Source organism: Crocosphaera sp. XPORK-15E (genome assembly GCF_034931425.1).
In the GTDB taxonomy this organism is placed as follows: Bacteria; Cyanobacteriota; Cyanobacteriia; order Cyanobacteriales; family Microcystaceae; genus UHCC-0190.
Map to the genome: position 1 here is coordinate 1 of NZ_JAYGHQ010000015.1, position 20,931 is coordinate 20,931.

Annotated in this window: 21 protein-coding genes and 1 tRNA gene; 8 read left to right on the forward strand and 14 right to left on the reverse strand. The window is 40.3% G+C overall.

Annotated features, from left to right (window positions below; genetic code table 11):
• Positions 1-138: 138 nt before the first annotated feature.
• The 5 genes from VB691_RS16735 to VB691_RS16755 all read right to left on the reverse strand — a co-directional run bounded on the left by VB691_RS16735 (position 139) and on the right by VB691_RS16755 (position 3,799).
• The gene (locus VB691_RS16735; protein WP_323292657.1) at positions 139-1,056 is read right to left on the reverse strand and encodes a hypothetical protein; all 918 of its coding nucleotides are present in this window, start codon (positions 1,054-1,056) and stop codon (positions 139-141) included.
• A gap of 120 nt (positions 1,057-1,176) precedes the next feature.
• Positions 1,177-1,374 (reverse strand): hypothetical protein, encoded by a 198-nt coding sequence (locus VB691_RS16740; protein WP_323292658.1) that lies wholly within the window; start codon positions 1,372-1,374, stop codon positions 1,177-1,179.
• A gap of 49 nt (positions 1,375-1,423) precedes the next feature.
• Positions 1,424-1,510: transfer RNA gene (locus VB691_RS16745), tRNA-Ser, on the reverse strand.
• Positions 1,511-1,538: 28 nt separating this feature from the next.
• Entirely contained in the window at positions 1,539-2,729 is a 1,191-nt protein-coding gene (locus VB691_RS16750) for an ATP-dependent 6-phosphofructokinase (protein WP_323292659.1), read from the reverse strand.
• A gap of 59 nt (positions 2,730-2,788) precedes the next feature.
• Entirely contained in the window at positions 2,789-3,799 is a 1,011-nt protein-coding gene (locus tag VB691_RS16755) for a dihydroorotate dehydrogenase-like protein (RefSeq protein ID WP_323292660.1), read from the reverse strand.
• 591 nt (positions 3,800-4,390) lie between these two features.
• Between VB691_RS16755 and VB691_RS16760 the strand changes: the two genes are divergently transcribed.
• The 3 genes from VB691_RS16760 (at position 4,391) to VB691_RS16770 (ending at position 5,897) form a co-directional block, all read left to right on the forward strand.
• A complete protein-coding gene (locus VB691_RS16760; RefSeq protein WP_323292661.1) occupies positions 4,391-4,714 on the forward strand; it encodes a hypothetical protein in 324 nt (107 codons plus the stop codon).
• A 42-nt stretch (positions 4,715-4,756) separates the two neighbouring features.
• Positions 4,757-5,296, forward strand: coding sequence for a GIY-YIG nuclease family protein (locus VB691_RS16765; protein ID WP_323292662.1), 540 nt, complete (start codon positions 4,757-4,759; stop codon positions 5,294-5,296).
• Between the two features lie 100 nt (positions 5,297-5,396).
• Complete coding sequence (locus tag VB691_RS16770; protein ID WP_323292663.1) at positions 5,397-5,897, forward strand: Tic20 family protein; 501 nt, start codon at positions 5,397-5,399, stop codon at positions 5,895-5,897.
• A gap of 1 nt (position 5,898) precedes the next feature.
• Here the strand turns inward: VB691_RS16770 and VB691_RS16775 are convergent, their stop codons facing one another.
• On the reverse strand, positions 5,899-6,684 hold the full coding sequence (locus VB691_RS16775; RefSeq protein ID WP_323292664.1) for a fumarylacetoacetate hydrolase family protein: 786 nt from the start codon (positions 6,682-6,684) through the stop codon (positions 5,899-5,901).
• A gap of 21 nt (positions 6,685-6,705) precedes the next feature.
• On the reverse strand, positions 6,706-6,921 hold the full coding sequence (locus VB691_RS16780) for a hypothetical protein (protein WP_323292665.1): 216 nt from the start codon (positions 6,919-6,921) through the stop codon (positions 6,706-6,708).
• Positions 6,922-6,991: 70 nt separating this feature from the next.
• Between VB691_RS16780 and rpsF the strand changes: the two genes are divergently transcribed.
• Positions 6,992-7,465 (forward strand): 30S ribosomal protein S6, encoded by a 474-nt coding sequence (rpsF, locus tag VB691_RS16785; protein ID WP_323292666.1) that lies wholly within the window; start codon positions 6,992-6,994, stop codon positions 7,463-7,465.
• 60 nt (positions 7,466-7,525) lie between these two features.
• Here rpsF and VB691_RS16790 read toward each other — a convergent pair whose 3' ends face one another.
• The 4 genes from VB691_RS16790 to VB691_RS16805 all read right to left on the reverse strand — a co-directional run bounded on the left by VB691_RS16790 (position 7,526) and on the right by VB691_RS16805 (position 11,343).
• On the reverse strand, positions 7,526-8,017 hold the full coding sequence (locus tag VB691_RS16790) for a DUF4168 domain-containing protein (protein WP_323292667.1): 492 nt from the start codon (positions 8,015-8,017) through the stop codon (positions 7,526-7,528).
• A 149-nt stretch (positions 8,018-8,166) separates the two neighbouring features.
• A complete protein-coding gene (locus VB691_RS16795; protein ID WP_323292668.1) occupies positions 8,167-9,339 on the reverse strand; it encodes an RNA-guided endonuclease TnpB family protein in 1,173 nt (390 codons plus the stop codon).
• A 119-nt stretch (positions 9,340-9,458) separates the two neighbouring features.
• Positions 9,459-10,805 (reverse strand): TRAP transporter large permease subunit, encoded by a 1,347-nt coding sequence (locus tag VB691_RS16800; RefSeq protein ID WP_323292669.1) that lies wholly within the window; start codon positions 10,803-10,805, stop codon positions 9,459-9,461.
• The gene (locus VB691_RS16805) at positions 10,789-11,343 is read right to left on the reverse strand and encodes a TRAP transporter small permease subunit (protein ID WP_323292670.1); all 555 of its coding nucleotides are present in this window, start codon (positions 11,341-11,343) and stop codon (positions 10,789-10,791) included. Before VB691_RS16805 ends, VB691_RS16800 begins: the two co-directional genes overlap by 17 nt.
• Before the next feature lie 168 nt (positions 11,344-11,511).
• On the opposite strand from VB691_RS16805, the gene VB691_RS16810 reads away from it, so the two are divergent.
• Positions 11,512-11,769 carry a hypothetical protein gene (locus tag VB691_RS16810; protein WP_323292671.1) on the forward strand — a complete coding sequence of 86 codons (258 nt, stop codon included), beginning with the start codon at positions 11,512-11,514 and terminating at the stop codon, positions 11,767-11,769.
• A gap of 139 nt (positions 11,770-11,908) precedes the next feature.
• On the opposite strand, the gene VB691_RS16815 is transcribed toward VB691_RS16810, so the two are convergent.
• Positions 11,909-12,361 carry a helix-turn-helix domain-containing protein gene (locus tag VB691_RS16815; protein WP_323292672.1) on the reverse strand — a complete coding sequence of 151 codons (453 nt, stop codon included), beginning with the start codon at positions 12,359-12,361 and terminating at the stop codon, positions 11,909-11,911.
• A gap of 127 nt (positions 12,362-12,488) precedes the next feature.
• Between VB691_RS16815 and VB691_RS16820 the strand changes: the two genes are divergently transcribed.
• On the forward strand, positions 12,489-14,216 hold the full coding sequence (locus tag VB691_RS16820) for a bluetail domain-containing putative surface protein (RefSeq protein ID WP_323292673.1): 1,728 nt from the start codon (positions 12,489-12,491) through the stop codon (positions 14,214-14,216).
• Positions 14,217-14,518: 302 nt separating this feature from the next.
• Here VB691_RS16820 and VB691_RS16825 read toward each other — a convergent pair whose 3' ends face one another.
• Positions 14,519-15,241: a Uma2 family endonuclease gene (locus VB691_RS16825; protein WP_323292674.1), complete on the reverse strand. Its 723-nt coding sequence runs from the start codon at positions 15,239-15,241 to the stop codon at positions 14,519-14,521.
• Between the two features lie 151 nt (positions 15,242-15,392).
• Positions 15,393-16,397 (reverse strand): helix-turn-helix domain-containing protein, encoded by a 1,005-nt coding sequence (locus VB691_RS16830; RefSeq protein ID WP_323292675.1) that lies wholly within the window; start codon positions 16,395-16,397, stop codon positions 15,393-15,395.
• A 361-nt stretch (positions 16,398-16,758) separates the two neighbouring features.
• Between VB691_RS16830 and VB691_RS16835 the strand changes: the two genes are divergently transcribed.
• On the forward strand, positions 16,759-18,504 hold the full coding sequence (locus tag VB691_RS16835) for a TIGR03032 family protein (protein ID WP_323292676.1): 1,746 nt from the start codon (positions 16,759-16,761) through the stop codon (positions 18,502-18,504).
• 122 nt (positions 18,505-18,626) lie between these two features.
• On the forward strand, positions 18,627-20,931 hold a 2,305-nt coding region (locus VB691_RS16840; protein WP_323292677.1), incomplete at its 3' end, for a cadherin-like domain-containing protein.

The window sequence follows — 20,931 nt, forward strand, 5'->3', positions numbered from 1 at the left end:
CCCGACGCTCATCCGAGTACAGATAGAGCGCGGGGCTTCTCGCGGAGGAGCTAAATAAGTTAATTCAAGTACCATCTAACAAAATAGAAACCTAAGTCATAAGTCTTAGGTTTCTTCTGAATTGTTAGGGAAAGATGGTCAAATTTGACGCTTCTCAGGATCAACGGGAATAAACACTTTGGATTTTCTCAGATATTTCCAGGCAATGCCATCAGGATCTTTACTCTGACTCCACTCAGAAAAATTGGCTTCTCCTTTACGCCGACCAATGGTACTGGGGGTTGTATCTAACCGTTTTGCCAAATCTACTTGAATTAGGGTAAATTTCTGTTTTGTCTCAGGGTTAGTAACTGTTTCAGTTTCCTGGGGTGGCGGTGGTTCGGGGCTTTCTTCGGTGGGGAGTAAATGGTCTGATGAGATCTCTGAAACGGGGGTAAGATCAGACAAGGAGGGAGTTTCGCTAACAGCTTGATTAAGTTGTTGTCGTTCTTCTTTAAGCTCCGCTAGTTGAGCAAAAGGACTCGATAGAGGTTGAGGGGGTGTCGCTTCGGAAATGGTTGGCGTTTTCTCTGTCACCGAATAGGTTTCTGGAATGTCAATTTCTTCCTCTTCATCATCCCAAAGATCTTCGAGTTTCTCCGGCTCAGCTTCCTCTGTCAAGGGTTCACTGTCATCGAAAATGCTGCCTAGGGTACTGGCCGTAATAAAGAAATAAATTCTACCCTGTTCTGGTAATTCTTGATAATTAGCCCCGTATTCTTGAGCTTTTCTAGCAAGAAACCGCTTAGCACTCCCGGCACTTAAATCGGCTTTGAGGGATAAATCTAGGGGTGTGATACGTCCTTGATTCTGTTGTAGCAATTGATTGAAGATGGGATTCATCCTTGTACACCATTGCTGCCATTGATAATTGTCGATCAGTTTCCAGACAACAATTAAGGCAACAAATCCCAGTATCCACATCCAAGCTTTATAGAGTAGTACAATGACTGCTGCTAAGGGCAGGATGAAGATGAGAAAGGCGGCAGGATTACCATTGAATGCTTTTCCAGTCATAATTTCTGGTGTTCATAGGATTGATTGGCAAAACTGATGTCATTATGCACCTAAGCTTTACCCATATATAGATCGATTTCCAAAGAACTATATATTATCAGTATTTGAGCCACTTTCTTCCTAAAAACGTCTGGTCATTTGCACCCCGTACAAAATTCCTAGGAAACCTGACACGGTAATCAACAATAAAATCACCCCTCCAGGAATAAAGCCTAGAATACCCACCCCTCTCAAAACATACACGATGATAGTGATGAGACAGGACAGAAGGAAAGCTAAGGTAACAGGCGATCGCTGAAAACGGGTTGATTTACTCATAAGCCAATATCATTGTTACAAGCTTTTATCTGATTCCCTTAAAGGGTTACGGAGAGGGAGGGATTCGAACCCTCGTTAAAGTTACCCCTAAACAGCATTTCCAGTGCTGCGCCTTCAACCGCTCGGCCACCTCTCCTAATGGGGTCACGAATATCCATTATACATCAAAGGTTATCTAAATTACTAGGGTTTTTGGATTTTTCTGGATCACCGAGATAAATTCCCAGCGATCGCGCGGTTTTGACCAAACAGTCATGAGGGTTTACGGGAGATGTACACTGTTTTTTCTGACGGCGTTCTTTAATGGTGGTAATAATTGAGGAAAGAGACTCACTCTCAACTTGGCCTTTTTGCCAAACTACCAAACGATCATAATGATTATTTTCAATTAATTCAACGGCTTTAATGCCGAAAGCGGTTGCTAATAAACGATCCCAGGCTACAGGAGGATGACTCCTTTGTAAATGTCCTAAGACGGTGACTCGCATATCAACGTCTTTTAGGGTACAAAAGTCCTGATGTCCTTCATGACACAAAATCTGGCTATATTCTTTGATTTGTTGCAGCAGATAATCCCCAATATAGGACTCTTTTCGTTGATCTTGGGTTTTCACTCCTTCTGCAATAACTACTAGGGCAAAATGACGGCCAGACTCTCGTAACTTCAACAGGTGGTGACAACAGTCATCAATAACATCTAAGCTTAAACAAGGTGTCAGTTCAGGAATTAGGATAATGTCGGCCCCGCCAGCAATTCCACCCCGTAAGGCTAAATGTCCGGCATCTCTCCCCATTGCTTGCACAATCATAATCCGTTCGTGACTGGCCGCAGTAAAGGTGAGATCATATAATGCTTGGGTGACAATTTCGACGGCGGTGGTAAAACCGACCGAGAATTCTGTGTCAGGAACATCATTATCAATGGTTTTGGGAATCGCTACAATGTTCCAATTCCCTGCTTTAGCTAAGTCATAAATAATATCGAGACTACCATCACCCCCAACAACAATTAAGGCATCTAGTCCCAACATTCTATAACCCTCCAGAATATTTGCCTTAACCTCTGGGTTTTCGGGATGACCTTTACTGATTGAACCTAACACACTGCCACTAAAAAATTGTAAAACATCTAACCCTCTAATTCTGCCAGGTAATTGATAACATTTGTCTGTGAGGATCAGATCATCTGGTGAACATTCATCTTTAGCAATGTTGATAAATCCATCTGTCCCGTAAGGAATGCCATAAACTGTCCATTCCCTAAGTTCAGATGCTTTTACTACGGCCCGAATCACTGCATTTAACCCAGGGCAGTCACCCCCACTGGTTAAAATACCAATACGTTTGGTTTGCATAATTTTTCTCCTTAATGTTAAGAGATTTAACAAAATTTCTCTTACTAAGACTATTAGGATTAACGGGCTTGCCAAATAGGGGCATAGGTTTGTAAGGCCTTCATATATTGGGCCCGTTCAAATGCGGTAGGATCGGGACAATTAAGTTGACTTAAACTGCCTTGCATTTGTTGAATGGACTCATATTCGTTTTCTTCCATCCAGTTACGAACTCCTTCTTCTAAGGTGCTTAAATAGTGAATTCCATGACGTAATAAGGCACTAACTACTTGCGTGATTTTTGCCCCGGCCATGACCATTTTGATCACATCTGTTGAATTGTGTATGCCACTGGTAGCGGCTAAGTCGGCCTCAATTTTTCCATATAAAATGGCGATCCAACGCATGGGAAGACGCATAGCTTGGGGGGTACTTAAAAGGACATTGGGATAAACTTCAAGGTTGCTTAAATCAATATCTGGTTGATAGAAACGGTTAAATAAAACTAAGCCATCGGCCCCTGCTTCACTAAGACGTTTTGCCATATTAGCCATATTACTAAAATAGGGACTGATTTTAACAGCTACAGGAATATTTATCTCAGCTTTAACGGCCCGTAAAATGTCTAAATAGTTCTGCTCAATTTCTCCCCCAGGAATGTCTAAATCTGTGGGAACATAATAAATATTTAATTCTAATGCGTCGGCCCCTGCTTGTTCAATTTGTTGGGAATAGTCTAACCAACCCCCTAAAGTAGACCCGTTAATACTACCAATAATTGGCATATCTACCATTTCTTTAGCCTTGCGAATATGGTTTAAATATTCTTCGGAACCAACATGAAAAATTTCGGGTTCTGGAAAGTAGGTTAATGCTTCGGCAAAACTTTCGGTTCCATAGGTTAAATGATGATGTAATTCTAGTCTTTCTTGTCTTAATTGTTCTTCAAAAAATGAGTGAAGAATAACAGCAGATGCCCCTGAATCTTCCATGCGTTTAATGTTATCAATGTCTTCGGTTAATGGGGCGCAAGAACCCACGACAAGAGGCGATTTTAGGGTAAGTCCCATGTAGGTTGTTGTTAAAATCATTGTAATTCTCCTGATGTAAAAATAATTATTTTTGTCTAATTTTGAGGAAAATTAGACTACAAAATTCAAGGCTTTTTTATATTTAAAAAGCTCGAATTTACTGATGTTGTTGACGATGCCTCATGACCATCTTATCAGTTTCTGTCAGTCTTTTTCTCTTAATTTATTTTCTTGTAAGATTTTGCAATATTTACTTAACAATATCTCGATGTATCGTATTTACATTTAAGATGTAAAAAGTAACACAGCCTTCTAGGCTGTCATAAGCAAGACTTGTACTGTATACTTCGACAAGCTCAGCACAAGTTTCGGCTACGCTCAATAACAATTTCGACTTACTTCGACTGCGCGGCAATTGAATTTCGACTTCGCTCAATTGCCGCGAAGTCGAAATTCAATTGCCGCGAAGTCGAAATTCAATAACAGCTTGTCGAAGTATGCTTGTGTTACAGTGTTGACAATTCTGATGTAAACGCTATACATCGAGATAATGTTAAGTCTCATTACAAAATCAGCCATAATGCTTGTAATCGGTTCATGGTTTTCATGTATGATAGCTAAAGTTCCTTAATATTGAATCTCTTGAGAATAATGGGTCTAAAAATTGTTGAAAACTTTGATGCTAGTTTTACCCTTACCCCAGAAGCAAAAGAAACCTTATTTAGTTTATTAACTAATTCAGACTTTATTCAGCAAATTAGTCAACAATTACCAGAAACTTCCCTCGAATTTACAGAAATTTTGTTTCAACCTGTTCCTTATAGTATCCAAACTCCCAAAGGAATGCCACCAGAATTTGAAATGTATTACAATTCTGATGATTACATTATTATTAATGTTCCCCCTAATTTTATGTTTAAGGCAAAAATTTTTAATCCTAGTCGTCTTTGTGGGATTTACCGTAAAATAAAATAATTTTCTGTTAAATTAGTCTAATTATTTTCCTCAATATTTCCTATGACAACTCAAACTGAAATCACCACACTCAACAGCTTAGAATATTTACCCTATCTTGATGAAAATGGACTCATTGCCGAAGATTTACAGAGCAAAATCGGGGTTTATAGTATTTTTGATCAAGAGAAAAAACTGCAATTTGTTGGCTATTCTCGTGATATTTATTCTAGTTTAAAACAGCATTTAATCCGTCAACCTAATTATTGTTATTGGCTAAAAGTTCAGACTATTACTCGTCCCAGTCGCACAATTTTAGAAGAAATAAAGAATAATTGGCTTGCTGAAAATGGCGATTTAAGTGTAAGTAATGAAGAAAACCAAGCCGCTTGGACTCAACCTATTGATGCTAAACCTGGGATGACAGCAGAAGAAAAAGAAACCTATAATAAAGGCGATGAACTGACTCAAACTAAACTGTTAAAACAAGTGGCCAGACGAGTTGAAGCAGAAATAATAGAAACTTTAAAAAACAGAGGTAATCAAATGGAAATACGCTTTAACCCTAAACTGAAAGGACAAGGATTATTAGATTTAAAGTGATGAATAATAAATAAAATGCACAACAGTCTAACCGTAATCTAAACAAATGTTGTACATTGTAAGAATAGCGCGTAATAATTTTGTAAAGGAGCAATAAACAATGACGTGGCGTGGGTCTATCGGCATTACAGACCGTATTTTTGGAACCTTAGTCTATTGTTTCGCCATTTTTGACACCCTGTCTTTTGGCAGTTTCTTATTAAATCAGTTTCCCTTGTTCAATTTTCTGCTCATTCCTGCGGTTCCTATTGGCTTTATTTACGGAGTTTTTGGGCAGTTTTTTGGGCAGTTTGGTAGCTTTATCGTGTTTATGATTTTATTTTTAGCCGTTGTCCGTAATGAAAGAGTAAGCCATTTTATCCGTTATAATGCAATGCAATCTATTCTAATTGGAATTCTGTTAGCCCTATTAGACTTGGTAATGCAATGGGTTCTTATTCCAGCATTAGGGTCAGATAACATCCTGATGGAAACCCTATTTAATGTCATTTTCTTGGGGGGACTAGCTGCGTCCTATTTTTCCATGATTCAATCAGCATTAGGACGCTATGCGGAAATTCCTACGATTTCTGAGGCCGCTTATTCTCAGGTGCGATGGTAGGTTAAGACGGTTCAACCACTGCCATGACAGAGTTTTCTAGACCACCAATGCCTTCAATTTCAATCCTAACTATATCCCCTACCGCAAGGGGCCCCACACCTTCCGGTGTACCCGTTAAAACCACATCCCCAGGCAGCAAGGTCATAATATGAGAAATATAAGAAACAAGAGCTTGAGGGGAGAATACCATATCTTGAACCAAAGCTGATTGTCTTGGTTTAGATTCATTGTTAATAAAAGTCTGAATTTTTGCTCCAGCACTCAATTCTCGAATCACCCAAGGGCCCAAAGGACAAAAACTATCAAATCCTTTTGCCCTTGTCCATTGACTGTCTTTTTGCTGCAAATCACGGGCTGTAACATCATTAGCGATAGTATAGCCCCAAATTTTATAGCGAGCGTCTTGGGGTGAGCAATCTTTTGTAGTTTCCCCAATAATTAAAGCAAGTTCCCCTTCATAATCTACTCGTTGAGACTGTACAGGATAATAAATGGTTTGTCCTTCCCCGATGAGAGTTGAAGGGGGTTTGAGGAATAATAATGGTTCCTCTGGGACGGTATTACCTAACTCAGCAGCATGGGCCCGATAATTTCTGCCCACCGCGACAATTTTAGAGGGAGCGCAAGGAGCTAAGAAATCGTAGGTATCTGCTTTTAAAACCACTCCACTCGGTTGTCCTCCCTCCCAAGGGGCAGTATCAAAAACCGCCACACTGCGGTTAAGATTAAGGGAGCCGTAATGAATGTTGCCTTGAGTTGTTTTTACTCGAACGTAGCGTTGCGCCATAAGATTGAGCAGTCAGTTAGGTTAAGAAAAGACGAATATAGGGGTGTGCAGTTGAATGAGGTACAAAGCATTAGGTTTAAAACCACTACTCATAAGGGTTTTACTTCTGACTTCTGACTTCAAACTTCTGACTTCTACTATATGCCATCCCATATAGTAGCAATTAGTCATGCCGTCGTAGTATGATTTTAAAGGAATCTGTTCCCAAGACATCTTCCTGTCTTGATTAGTTTCCATAATCCTTGCTTCTCAAGGTCTATGTGATGACCAATTAAGAAGCCAAACTGTCCATAAGGAGTTTAACTCAATGAGTCAATGTTACGAAATGATTTATATCCTGCGTCCTGATTTGTCGGAAGAGCAGGTTAAACAAGAAGTGAGCAAATATCAGGAATTTTTAACTGAAAATAAGGCCACAGACCTTCAAACCAAGATTTGGGGAAAACGCCGTCTTGCTTATCCCATTCAAAAAAAAGTTGATGGCATTTACGTTCAAATGAACTATCAAGCAGATGGGACACAAATTGCGCCCTTAGAAAGAATGATGCGTTTAGGGGAACAAGTAATGCGTTATCTAACTATTAAGTTAGATGCAGTGGCTTCAGACAATACAGAAGAAGAAGCACCAGAAGAAGAAGTGCCAGTACCTGTACAAGCACCTGTACAAGTACAAGCACCTGTACAAGCTGCAATAGAGGTGCCTGTGGAAGCACCTGTAGAAGCACCTGTAGAAGCTACTGTAGAAGCAGAAGCACCAGAAGCTGTTGCTGTTGAAGACTAAATTATTCGGGTGACTTTGTAGAGACGTTATACATAACGTCTCTACAAAGCGGGACTAATTCTAATTCCCCAGCATTTGCTGTACTCTGGCTTGTAAGGCTTTATTTTGGGAAATCGTGGACTCTATTTCTAGAAACCGCTTAAGCTCTAGTCCTTGGGTTTCTACGGTACGTTGTCGCTTTGTTTCCGAAGAATCCATAATTTCATTAACTTTAAGCACGGCTTTTTTAAATTTATCTAACTCGTCAGGGGAGACATTAGCCTGGGGATTGCGATTTCTTTGACTTTCATTAATTTCGACAAATCTTTGGGGGGTTAATCCCTCTTTACCGATAGCTTTAGCCATTTGTTGTTGAGTTTGCATCTCAATTTTTTGGAATTGCTTAATTACTTGGACAAATTGTTGCAATTCTAAGGGGCTTACTGCTGGTTGTGAGGCTTGGGCGGATTCTACGGTTGAGGATAAGGGAACTTGAAATTGAGCCATGACTGTTGTTGGCACCGATAACCCAACAATAGCCATCACTCCTCCCACTACAATCGATTTATACATAAAATAATGTTTCCTTAGCGATTTGGAATAGGCAACTTCAATACAAGAGACGCTTTCTAGTCACCATTGTTCAGATTTTAGCGTTTTCTCTGTAGAGAATATTTAGTGAACTGTCCCGACGCTGACCGAAGCGGTACAGCGCGGGCTTTTTACCCAGAGACAAGCGCAGTAGTAGATTTCTTGCGTCCTCTATTACTACGACTTACAGTCTGACGATAAGCTTTATCCCGCGTCCCACAGGTCAAAATTCGTAGTCCCTCATCTCTGAGGTTGATTGCGGCGTTAACATCCCTGTCGTGTTTTGTTTGGCAGTTTTCACAAGTCCAATGTCTTATATCAAGCGGTAAACTACCCACCTGATTTAAGCAAAAATGACAAGTTTTTGATGAAGGGAAAAACCTATCGACTTCTTGATAAATTTTCCCCTCATTTTCTGCTTTGTATTTAAGCATGGTCATGAACATTCCCCATCCGACTTGTGCGATTGCTTTAGCTAGACAGTGGTTTTTCATCATGCCTTTGACATTAAGATTCTCTGTCACAATGACTTGGTTTTCGTCTACTATCCTACGAGATAGTTTATGTAGAAAATCTTGACGACAGTTAGTTGTTTTACGGTGAACTCTAGCTACTTTCTTTCTAGATATATTACGGTTATTAGACCCTTCTTGCTTTCTAGATAGTTGCTGTTGTTTCCGCTTTAAATTCTTTTCATGTTTAGTTAGAAATCGAGGATTATCAAACTTAGAACCGTCACTGGTAATAGCAAAATGAGTTAAGCCAACGTCAATGCCTACTGCTTTTCCCTCTATATTTGAGTCAGGTTTCTCTTGACCATCATCAAATAAAACGGATGCAAAGTATTGATTACAGCTATTTTTAGACACGGTGACAGTCTTAATCTTACCTTCAATTGGTCGGTGGATTACTGCTTTTACTTCTCCTATTTTAGGGAGATTTAAGCATTGATTCGTAAGCTTGACGTTTTGAGGATACTGAATACATTGTTTACCATGTTTTGATTTAAACTTAGGATACCTTGCTCTACGTTCAAAAAAGTTATTAAAGGCAACCCCAAGGTTTAAACAGGTTTGTTGTAGACACTGGGAGTAAGTTAAAGATAACCATTCGTACTCTTTCTTAAGCCCAGGAATCAGTTTTTTGACTTCATACCCTGACAATCCTTTTCCAGTATCCAAATATGTCTGATTCATCAAGTTTAGGCAATAGTTCCACAGCCAACGAACATTACCAAAACTTTGTTCTAGTAACTGTTGTTGTTCTGTATTTGGGTATAGCCGAACCTTGACAACTTTCAACATACTTAGCGCGAATTGAATTTGCTATAAACCATATTAGCATACAATTAGAATTTTGTGGTAAAAGTTTATTTGTCAATCTTCTTAGCGTCATCAAAATTTTACATTATCTTCTGACTTCCTTAATGTCCTGCGGCACTTAAAGAAGGCAAGAAACTGACTAAAGGAGGGAAAATAATGATTAACACAAGCACTAAAACTTGCAACAAAATAAAAGGAATTGCCCCGCGATAAATGTCTTCAGTTTTTAATTCTGGTGGGGCAACACCTCGTAAATAAAAGAGTGCAAATCCAAAGGGTGGGGTTAAAAAGGATGTTTGTAAATTGGCCCCAATGATTATTGCATACCACAGTAAATCTATGCCTAATGTTTCAGCAACTGGCCTAAAAATTGGAATAACAATAAAAGCAATTTCAAAGAAATCAATAAAGAAACCCAAAAAGAAAATGGTTAACATACTAACCGCTAAAAACCCATATTTTCCCCCAGGAAGGTTGGTTAAAACATCCAACATAAAGTGATCACCATTTAATCCTCGAAAGACCAAACTAAAAGCTGTGGAACCAAATAAAATAAAAATGACCATGGTTGTAATGCGTAAGGTGGCATCACAAACTTGTTTAACTGATGCCCAACTTAACTGCTTATTAAACGCAGCTAAAATCATCGTTCCCAATGCACCGACTGCCCCTGCTTCTGTCGGAGTTGCAATGCCAAAAAAGATACTTCCTAACACTAATAAAATTAATAATAAGGGAGGAAACATAGCTTGTAAGACTTGTTTCATTAAGGCTTTTTTGCCGATATTTCTTTCCTCTGGGGGCAAAGCAGGAGCCACATCTGGCCGTAACAATGCCACAATAATAACATGAAGGGCAAACACTCCAGCCATCATTAATCCTGGAATAATTGCACCTATAAATAAATCCCCAACGGGAACACCTAATTGATCTCCCAAAACCACTAAAACAACACTAGGGGGAATTAATTGTCCGAGGGTTCCTGATGCCATAATTACCCCCGCAGCTAATTCTTTGTTATAGCCATAACGTAACATAATAGGCAGAGAAATTAAACCCATAGCCACAACTGTTGCCGCTACAACTCCGGTAGTTGCTGCTAGTAATGCCCCCACAACTACCACCGCTAAAGCAAGTCCACCTCTGAGTTTACCAAATATAATCCCCATCGTTAATAATAATCTTTCTGCAATGCCTGTTTTTTCCAGCATTGAACCCAAAAAGATAAAATAGGGAATTGCTAAAAGGGTATAGTTTCCCATAATGCCAAAAATTCGACTAGGTAAGGCACTTAAAAAAACGGGATCAAATACTCCTAAAACAACACCTATTATGGCAAAAATAATCGATACACCACCCAAAGAAAAGGCAACAGGATAACCAAAAGAAAGTAAAATTAAAGCCCCTAAAAACATAAAAGGGCCTAACCATTCATAAGCTAGGGTCATGGTGTTCCTCCTGGGGGGTTAATTGTTCAGTAAAAATAGCCCAATTTTTAATGGCTTCAGCAATGCCTTGAATTATCAGTAAAATATAACTGACAATAATCATAGATTTAATGGGATAACGAGGCAAACCGCCAGGATCAGGGGACATTTCCCAACTGTTCCAAGAGTTAATAATTGTTCCCCAAGAATAAAAAATAATCATCAAACAAAAGGGGATTAAAAAGATAAATACACCAATGAAATTGACTAAAGCTTTGCGTTTTACTGACCAATCTTTATACAATAAATCAACTCTAACGTGTTCATCATGTTTGAGAGTATAAGCTGCACCTAAAAGGAAGACTAGATCAAACAAATACCATTGCACCTCAATTAACCCATTAGATGTTAAACTTGCACCAATAAATCTGCCCAAATATCGTCCGACGACATTCCAAACCCCAATTAATACCATCCATAATACTAGCCAATAACTGAGTCGGCCTATCCATTCGTTGATACTGTCGATAATGCTGGCAATACGAAGTAGTTTTTGCAAGGAATTAACCTCGATTTAAACTCATGAATTATTTAATATAGCAGTTTATGGTAAACATGATGAGATTTTTCTCGGAAAATTAAAGTTTTATTGCTTAGTGCTTCAAAAGGTTAGCCTTAAAAGTATAAAATATAGTTTGTTTGTCTCACAATTTTGGATAGAGTTTTTATGGTTAATATTGCCAGTGGAGATACGACACAACAGTCAAGGGTTTTATGGGGACAGAGTGATCATATTGGTGACATCATTTTTGAATATTCTACTTATCCTAATTTTCAAGTAATTACGGGGAAAATAACAGCTAAAATAACTGATACTAAAATACCTGTAAAAGTAAAAATTTCTCGGTTTTTATCTTGCATGGAGATACAATTTATGCTGATTACCCTTCTCCTGCTTTGTCTAAATCTCATGCAGAAAGTTTAGAAGACTTTCGCTTAAAATATGGTGAAGTTTATGGTACAAGGTTTGGGGTAAATAGTTGGGAAAAAGTGAGAGAAACTACTTCAATTTTAGCGACTATTGATGATCATTTTGTTCTGGGGAGAGGATTTCAATTGTCCAATCAGGATTTCCTCTTTCTACTAGAAAGATCTTTGGTTTCTGAGGGAAGTTCCCCGAATAATTGTTGATAATCTTTGGCTAACTGTCCTCGGTGCAGAAACCCTAAATCTTGAGCAAATTCCAAGATTTTATCTTCAGGAGAAGACTGTTGCAAGCATTGACGAAGATGATTAAGGCGTAAGCGTTTTAAATAAGCTTTAGGCGTAATTTCATACAAATCCTTAAACGTATATTCTAGGGTGCGTTGGCTAACTCCTACAGCTTCACAAATATCTTGACAGGTAATATGGGATTTGAGGTTACTAAGCATATATTCTTCTGCTTGTTTAAGTACGGTAGCGCGTCGAATTACTACTTTTTTCGGGCTAATATTCTGAGCTTTGGCAACAATCAGCAGCAATTGTTGGGCTATTTCTACCTCTAGCTGTTGCTTAAACCAATTAGATATTGCCAATGTTTCTAGTTTTTCTTGATTGTTAACAAAATTCGCAAAAGTTTGCCGAAGTTGTTGACAAGATTGACGTAAACACTGCTATCAAACCTATTACGATAATGGTGCAATTAAAACACAGATTGTCGGTTTGGATATCGGTTTTGGTGATATGGACGGAGATGGAATCGGTGATTTACTCGTTGTTGAACAGGAATATGACGAGTTTGGTAATTCAGTTTCAGGCAAAGTGGGACTTGGATTCTCTTCAGTTGGTACTTTAATTGTCGCTCAAGACACTTATACCAACACCTACGATGCTAATGGCAACCTAACTTCTGTAAGCAAAGATAATGATGCAAATGGCACGATTGATACTGTCACAACTTACACCTACGATGCTAATGGCAACCTAACTTCTAAAGGCTTTGATAGTGATGCAAATGGCACGGTTAATCTTGTCACAACTTACACCTACGATGCTAATGGCAACAGAACTTCTGAAGGCGTTGATTTTGATGTAAATGGCACGATTGATATTCTCACAACTTACACCTACGATGCTAATGGCAACCAAACTTCTCAAAGCGAGGATTTTGGTGCAAATGGCACGGTTGATCGTGTCACAACTTACGCCTACGATGCTAATGGCAACAGAACTTCTGAAAGCGTTGATGCTAATGCAGATGGCACGATTGATGTTGTCAGAACTTACACCTACGATGCTAATGGCAACCAAACTTCTGAAAGCGTTGATAATGATGCAGATGGCATAGTAGATTACACAACTACTTCCACCTATAATTATGTAACTGATACTGCCAGCTATGACTTTGGTACAAATGGAACGATTGACCAAGTTGTTAGCTATCAATACAGTATCTTTACTGGTGTCTTACAGAGTGAAAGCATTGACAATAATGGAGATGGAATTGCTGATAGTTCTGTTGCCTATACTTACGATACTAATGGCAATTTAGCTACCGAGAGTCTCGATAGTAACAATGATGGTACGGCTGATTCTGTCACCAGTTACAGTTACGATACTAACAATAACTTAACAGGTCAAACCGTTGACAGCAACAACGATGGTACAGTTGATCAGTCCTTTAGCTATACTTATGATGCTAACGGCAATCGGACAACTGCTACCACTGATAACGGTAATAACGGCACTGCTGACATCATTATTACCTATAACTATGATGCCAATGGACGGTTAACCAGCGAAAACATTGATGCTAATGCCGATGGAGTAGCTGATAGCACAACCACCTACAGCTATGATACTAACGGTAATTTAACTCAAGCAGTTAACGGTACTACAACAACCGTAGAAAACTTCGCCTATATCGGTGGTAATGGTTCTGATATTATTAATGCAGGTGTTGGAAATGACCAACTCTCCGGCGGTAACGGGATTGACCAATTATTCGGTAATGCTGGCAATGACACTATTGATGGGGGTAGTGCTGATGATATTATCTCTGGTGGTGCAGGTGCCGATGTCTTAACAGGTGGTAAAGGTGCTGATACCTTTAAGTATAATAACTTCAGCGATTCTCTCTTATCTGGTTATGACCGCATTACTGACCTCAAAATTGGGTCTGATAGCATTGATGGACCTAACGCCGTTTCTAGTGCTAATTTAGCTCAATTAGGTACAGTTAATAGCCTTTCTGAAGTAGATGTTCAGGCAATCTTAACGGCTGCTAATTTCTTGACTAATGGAGCAGCTACCTTTACCTTTGGTAGTGGTGCATCGAAGCAAACTTTCTTAGCCTTGAATGATAGTGTAGCTGGTTTCTCTGCTGCTACTGATTCAATTATCGAAATTACTGGTTATAGTGGCAGTATTAATCAATTAGCAGTTGTTTAGGTATAACATAATGTTGGCAGAAGTCCCCACCTAAAAATACTATCAAAAATACCCATATTTTAGGTGGGGATAAATGCCAAACAGTAAATAAATCCGCGTTTAGTTGGGGTAGTTCACTCGTTCAATCGTTGAACTTCATTGTCAAATAGTTGATTGATCAAATGTGTGTGAGGTTCGGAAATCATTGTACTTCTTTCATCTCGGAAAGGCAGTGCGATCGCCGACGAGTGTAGGGTGCGTTGAGACGGCTATAATCTTTGCTCTGACTAGGATTTAAGTGCCAAATTAGCTGTGTCAGTCCACTACAGTTCGGGTTCTACCCCTAAAGCCCTTAATTGAGCCATAAGGCGATCGCTTTTTTGCCGTTCGAGTTCAGCCCGTTCATCTCCATCTAATAATAAATTACCCTCTAAATCCCACCAACGTAACCAAGGTAACTCTACATTTTGATATTCACCTTGCCATAACCCTATCTCAACGTTTAAATGTTTAATGGCATAATGCCCTCTTTGATTGGGTGATAATAACTCATAGGTTCCCCCAATTAACTCATACATTTCTAAACTAGCTTTACTCGCTTCGTAAATCCCATAAAAGCCGGGTTTAATGACCTGTTCATAAATCCAAAATTTACCCTTCCAAGGCGTTTTATCTCTTTCTTCTTCTCCATTTCCTGACACAAATTCTAAGGCAATTAAAGGGGAAATATATTCTTGCCACAGGACATAGGAACGGCGTGTTTTACCATTTAAAGTAGCTGGAACATTAGGAACATAAAACCAATCTGGAGCCTGGGCGCCTCGTTCTGGTGGCTCAATAATACGCCAGTAGATCCCTAAATCTTGTCCAATACAATAGTCTCCATTAGGGTGTAATTGTTTGAGAATTGGGGTCAGAGAGGCTGTGAGTAACAGACTTTGGGGATGTTCTTGCCAATTTTTCACAAATGTACCATCAGAGTCGGGTAATTGGGTATGATCGGGAAGACTGGTTTCTGTATAAGGACGATCGGTGGTAAATTCCATAGTATCCTCATGTTTTATTGATGATTTTATTGGTGCGCTCTCTTATCCCTGTTAAGTCTTCTATATGGACGCTGCGCGGTTTATTTGTTGGTCGCAATTCCTCCCCCGCACTCAGTCGTGCGGGGATTCCTTGCGACATTCTGTTGAGTTATTAGACTGTTATCGATCTATAGGTTTCTGATGGAAGTTCGCCGAATAATTGTTGATAATCGTTGGCTAATTGTCCTCGGTGCATAAACCCTAAATCTTGAGCAAATTCCAAGATTTTATCTTCAGGAGAAGACTTTTGCAAGCATTGACGCAGATAATTAAGACGTAAGCGTTTTAAATAAGCTTTAGGCGTAATTTCATACAAATCCTTAAACGTATATTCTAGGGTGCGTTGGCTAACTCCTACAGCTTCACAAATATCTTGACAGGTAATATGGGATTTGAGGTTACTAAGCATATATTCTTCTGCTTGTTTAAGTACGGTAGCGCGTCGAATTACTACTTTTTTCGGGCTAATATTCTGAGCTTTGGCAACAATCAGCAGCAATTGTTGGGCTATTTCTACCTCTAGCTGTTGCTTAAACCAATTAGCTACTGCCAATGTTGCTAGTTTTTCTTGATTGTTAACAACATTCGCAAAAGTTTGCTGAAGTTGTTGACAAGATTGACGTAAATACTTCATTTGCTTGGCTGTGCAACCAACAGCCCGACAGCAACTATTAGCAACCAATATCTCCGGTTCCGGTAAATGTAAGGTTTGACAAAGATTGTGTAAAAAATCCGGAGAAAAAGTCAATAAATATGTAGCAGGAGGCCTTTTCTCTATTCCTACAAATCCAACTTGCGGAGGCCCCATAATAATATAGTTATCTTCTAATTCGTATTTTTGCTCAAATGCGAGCAAATTTCCCCGCATAGGAACACTAAAGCCCCAATTAGACGGAGAAACCCCCTCAAATCTAACTACGGAATTATGCAGATGTAGATCTAATTGTATATTATCCGTCGCAATCTGTGAAACCGTGCCGGTAAATTGTCCTAAACTTAGTTGCCATGCTTCCATCTCTACGGGTTTCGTCTTTTGGTAGAACAGATAAGCATCCTCAGCATAATAATGTTTTAAGGATACGTTGGGTAAATTTAGGCTGAAATCATCTTTTAACATATTTTTTGGGCTTTAACTCATTCAAGCTTGAGATAACGAACGATTGCCCCCGTACATAACCTTTCAAAACTTGCGATTTTAAGATCATGTTAGTCGGGGGGTGTTTGATAGACTAAAGGCCAGTAGAATTCCGTAGCCCAAATACGGAAGAAAACTGCGGGGAAGTATCTAAATAATTAGGTATTTCCCCTGTCGATAAACTCATTTATTTATCTAGAAATTGTATCACAAATGCCTAACAATAATTTAGCCACTAAAGGTTTCGGCTTTATTAGCTACTGCTGCTAAACCACCACCACTAATGTAGAATTTATTTTTTTTTGATTCCTAAGTATCAATACTTTTTGTAAACAACATTAAAATGAGCTTATCCTCGACGCAACTGCAAGTCGTGGCCTCCCCTGACTTAACTGACTGGTTGGCCGCGCAAAAACTAAGTTTGGCCTTTACTACCTACCAAACCAATCGCCTAATTTTCCTTGGACACAAATCCAGTGGACGTTTGAGTGTCCATGAGCGATTATTTGACAAACCAATGGGGCTATATGCGGCTGGTGATAGCCTCTACATGAGTACCCGTTATCAAGTTTGGCAGTTTGATAACTGCCTCGCACCAGGGGAAATGTATGAAGAATGCGATCGCCTATATATCCCCCGTACTGCTCAAATCACTGGTGATCTCAATGTGCATGACGTAGTATTGGACAATGCACAACAAGTAATTTTTGTCAATACTGATTTTAGTTGTTTATCGAGTTTTAGTCCCGATTATAGCTTTGTTCCTCTGTGGCAACCCTCATTTATCTCGAAATTAGTGCCGGAAGATCGCTGTCACCTCAATGGGTTGGCCATGGTGGAGGGGAAACCTGCCTACGTTACGGCTTGTAGTAGGACGGATACGGCTGCTGGATGGCGCAATCATCGCCTAGATGGGGGAATTGTCATGGATGTGGCGCAAAATGAGATTATTGTGTCGGGTTTATCAATGCCCCATTCTCCCCGTTGGTATCAGGGGAAATTATGGCTACTCAATTCGGGTACAGGAGAATTTGGCTATATTGAGGATAATAAATTTATTCCTGTGACGTTTTGCCCTGGTTTTGTGCGAGGTTTAGCTTTTTCTGGTGATTTTGCCTTTGTGGGTTTGTCTCAGTTACGTTCTCAGAATTTCACGGGGTTAAGCTTAGAAAAACGCCTCATGTCTGAGGGAAATCAGCCCCAATGTGGCTTAATGGTGATTGACCTGAAAACGGGAAAACCTCTGCATTGGCTATATTTTCAGGGTGTAATTGAAGAATTGTTTGATGTGGTGGTTTTACCTGGGGTAAGGCAACCTGAAGCAATTGGGTTACAAGGGGATGAAATTCAACGATTGGTGACGTTTCCTGAGAGTGGAGGCGTTATTGTCACCAAACCTACGGCTAAACGCCCCAGTAAGGGCGCAACTCCCCCTATTGCTGGTTTACCTCAACCTAGTAAGGCATCATCCACAAATCAGCCAATTTCCCCGGTAGGGGCGCAAGGTTTGACATCAGAGGTCAAATATCAACGGGTGTATCACCTCAATAGTAGTAATGCCCTAGATTACGATGAATTGACTTTTCCTCGGTTACAGCAGCGTTGGCAAAAAACGCCGCCAAAAGGGGAATTAACGGGACTTTCAGCTTCTATTAACGGGTCAATGGTGGGTTTTGCCATAGCTGAACGTTTAAACCCCGAAACGGCGGAAATTATCTCTCTATTTGTATTACCTGAATACCGTCATCAAGGTATTGGCACAAGGTTAGTGGCTTATTTAGAAAGAGAGTTAAAGACTCAGGGATGTCAAGAGTTAGTTTTGACCTATTCCACCAGTTTACTGACTAATACAGCCTTAGAACCCCTACTGCAAAGGCTAAAGTGGCAACCTCCTCAAATTAACGGAGAGTTTCGTCAGAGGAATAAGCAGATCAAAACACCTGATACAACGGCTGAGATAGGGGTTTTAGATCAACCTACTGTTCAATATTATGCCCTCCAGAATTTAACCACAGTACAGTGCCTTACTGTTTGTTTGCAGTGCAACAGGAAAATCCGGCGATGCTGGAGTTTGTACATAAACATTTAGAACCCTATTTGATGGAAGTGACTCATTCTTATGTTGCTTTTAAGCAATTGGGTGATTAGTCACTCTGTCATTAAAAACTTGAAAACACCAAAATTTTGTCAAATTAGAGGAATTAATCAATCATGAGTGATCCCAATTTTTCATCTCCTGTAACCAACCCCTTCGGATTGACGGATGTGGGAAGTTATGGTGCCCCCACCTTAGTAGATATAGATAATGATGGGGACTTGGATGCTTTTGTGGGGAATACTTCCGGCAATACGGTGTTCTTCGAGAATACATCCGCTACTACTCCAGTTAATAATGCTCCCGTTGGTTCACCCACAGCTACTTTAGGCAACACTGCTGAAGATACAGCCATTATCATTACTGTTGCTGACTTATTAGCAGGTTTTAGTGATGTAGATGCTGGTGATATCTTATCCGTAGTCGGTTTAACTGCGAATAACGGCACTTTAGTCAACAACAATAATGGGACTTATACTTTCACCCCAACTCTCAACTTTAATGGGACTGTTACCCTTTCCTACGGTGTCAGTGATGGTACTGTTACCTTAAGCGGACAAACCCAGACTTTCTCTGTAACTGCGGTTAACACTCCCACAGGTGATCCCAATTTTATCACCCCAATTACCAACCCCTTCGGACTGACGGATGTGGCGGATCATGCTGCCCCCACCTTAGCCGATATTGATGGGGATGGGGACTTGGATGCTTTTGTGGGTAATCAGGATGGCAATGTTTTGTTCTTCGAGAATCAACGCGCTGTTACTACTCCTGAAGATACAGCCATTATCATTAATGCTGCTGACTTATTAGCTGATTATAGTGATGTTGATGGGGATACCTTATCCTTAACTGGCTTAACGGCTGACAACGGTAGTTTAGTGGATAACGGTAATGGTACTTATACCTTTACTCCTGATGCTAACTTTAATGGTACTGTCACCCTTACCTACGGTGTTACTGATGGCATAGATACCTTAAGCGGACAAACTCTAAGGGTTTATGTGACTCCCGTTAATGATGCTCCTGTTGGTTCACCTACTGCCATTTTAAGCAACACTGCTGAAGATACACCCATTGTTATCAATGCCTCTGACTTGTTAGCAGGTTTTAGTGATCCGGTGGAAGGTGATACCCTGTCTGTATTCGAGTTAAAGGCTAATAACGGAACTTTAGTTGATAACCTTGATGGTACTTATACCTTCATTCCTCATGCTAACTTTAATGGTACTGTCACCCTTTCCTACGGCGTTACTGATGTTATTGGCGAAGTAACCTTACCCGGACAAACTCAGACTTTCTCTGTGACTCCCGTTAATGATGCTCCAACAGAGGATACTAATTTTCTTCCAGTCCAAACCAACCCCCTCGGACTGACCAATGTGGCGTATTTTGCTAAACCCACCTTTGCCGATATTGATGGGGACGGTGACTTGGATGCTTTTATGGGGAATATTTTAGGCGATACCCTGTTCTTCCGTAACACGGGAACTGCGGCGGCTCCCAACTTCACCCCAGAAGCCAGCAACCCCTTCGGTTTGATAAATGTGGGGGGTTTTGCCGCTCCCACCTTAGCCGATATTGATAATGATGGGGACTTGGATGCTTTTGTGGGGAATAAGCCGGGCGATACCCTGTTCTTCCGTAACACGGGAACTGCGGCTGCTCCCACCTTCACCCCAGAAGCCAGCAATCCCTTCGGTTTGATAAATGTGGGGCTTTCTGCTGCCCCCACCTTTGCCGATATTGATAATGATGGGGACTTGGATGCTTTTGTGGGGAATAAGCCCGGCGATACCCTGTTCTTCCGCAACACGGGAACAGCAGAAGTTCCCACCTTTACCCCAGAAGCCAGCAATCCCTTCGGTTTGATAAATGGGGGGTTCTGGGCTACCCCCACTTTTGCCGATGTTGATAATGATGGGGACTTGGATGCTTTTGTGGGGAATTTTGAGGGTAATACTCTGTTCTTCCGCAACACGGGAACAGCAGAAGTTCCCACCTTTACCCCAGAAGCCATCAACCCCTTCGGTTTGACGAATGTGGCTGGTCTTGCTGCCCCCACCTTTGCCGATATAGATGGGGATGGGGACTTGGATGCTTTTGTGGGGAATAAGAATGGCGATACCCTGTTCTCCGAGAATATATCGGGTGTTAAAGCTACCTTAAGCAACACTGCTGAAGATACAGCCATTATCATTACTGCTGCTGACTTATTAGCAGGTTTCAGCGATGTGGATGGTGATACCCTCTCTGTTGTTGGTTTAACTGCTGATAACGGTACTTTAGTTGATAACGGTGATGGAACTTATACCTTCACCCCAACTGCTGACTTTAATGGTGCTGTTACCTTAACCTACGGTGTGAGTGATGGTACTGTTACCTTAGCAGGTCAAACTCAAAGCTTCTCTGTAACTGCTG

Bases quoted from the DNA above. Each gene is read 5' to 3' on its own strand.
- VB691_RS16735 (WP_323292657.1), bottom strand. From the start codon at position 1,056: ATGACTGGAAAAGCATTCAATGGTAATCCTGCCGCCTTTCTCATCTTC.
- VB691_RS16740 (WP_323292658.1), bottom strand. From the start codon at position 1,374: ATGAGTAAATCAACCCGTTTTCAGCGATCGCCTGTTACCTTAGCTTTC.
- VB691_RS16750 (WP_323292659.1), bottom strand. From the start codon at position 2,729: ATGCAAACCAAACGTATTGGTATTTTAACCAGTGGGGGTGACTGCCCT.
- VB691_RS16755 (WP_323292660.1), bottom strand. From the start codon at position 3,799: ATGATTTTAACAACAACCTACATGGGACTTACCCTAAAATCGCCTCTT.
- VB691_RS16760 (WP_323292661.1), top strand. From the start codon at position 4,391: ATGGGTCTAAAAATTGTTGAAAACTTTGATGCTAGTTTTACCCTTACC.
- VB691_RS16765 (WP_323292662.1), top strand. From the start codon at position 4,757: ATGACAACTCAAACTGAAATCACCACACTCAACAGCTTAGAATATTTA.
- VB691_RS16770 (WP_323292663.1), top strand. From the start codon at position 5,397: ATGACGTGGCGTGGGTCTATCGGCATTACAGACCGTATTTTTGGAACC.
- VB691_RS16775 (WP_323292664.1), bottom strand. From the start codon at position 6,684: ATGGCGCAACGCTACGTTCGAGTAAAAACAACTCAAGGCAACATTCAT.
- VB691_RS16780 (WP_323292665.1), bottom strand. From the start codon at position 6,921: ATGGAAACTAATCAAGACAGGAAGATGTCTTGGGAACAGATTCCTTTA.
- rpsF (WP_323292666.1), top strand. From the start codon at position 6,992: ATGAGTCAATGTTACGAAATGATTTATATCCTGCGTCCTGATTTGTCG.
- VB691_RS16790 (WP_323292667.1), bottom strand. From the start codon at position 8,017: ATGTATAAATCGATTGTAGTGGGAGGAGTGATGGCTATTGTTGGGTTA.
- VB691_RS16795 (WP_323292668.1), bottom strand. From the start codon at position 9,339: ATGTTGAAAGTTGTCAAGGTTCGGCTATACCCAAATACAGAACAACAA.
- VB691_RS16800 (WP_323292669.1), bottom strand. From the start codon at position 10,805: ATGACCCTAGCTTATGAATGGTTAGGCCCTTTTATGTTTTTAGGGGCT.
- VB691_RS16810 (WP_323292671.1), top strand. From the start codon at position 11,512: ATGGTTAATATTGCCAGTGGAGATACGACACAACAGTCAAGGGTTTTA.
- VB691_RS16825 (WP_323292674.1), bottom strand. From the start codon at position 15,241: ATGGAATTTACCACCGATCGTCCTTATACAGAAACCAGTCTTCCCGAT.
- VB691_RS16830 (WP_323292675.1), bottom strand. From the start codon at position 16,397: ATGTTAAAAGATGATTTCAGCCTAAATTTACCCAACGTATCCTTAAAA.
- VB691_RS16835 (WP_323292676.1), top strand. From the start codon at position 16,759: ATGAGCTTATCCTCGACGCAACTGCAAGTCGTGGCCTCCCCTGACTTA.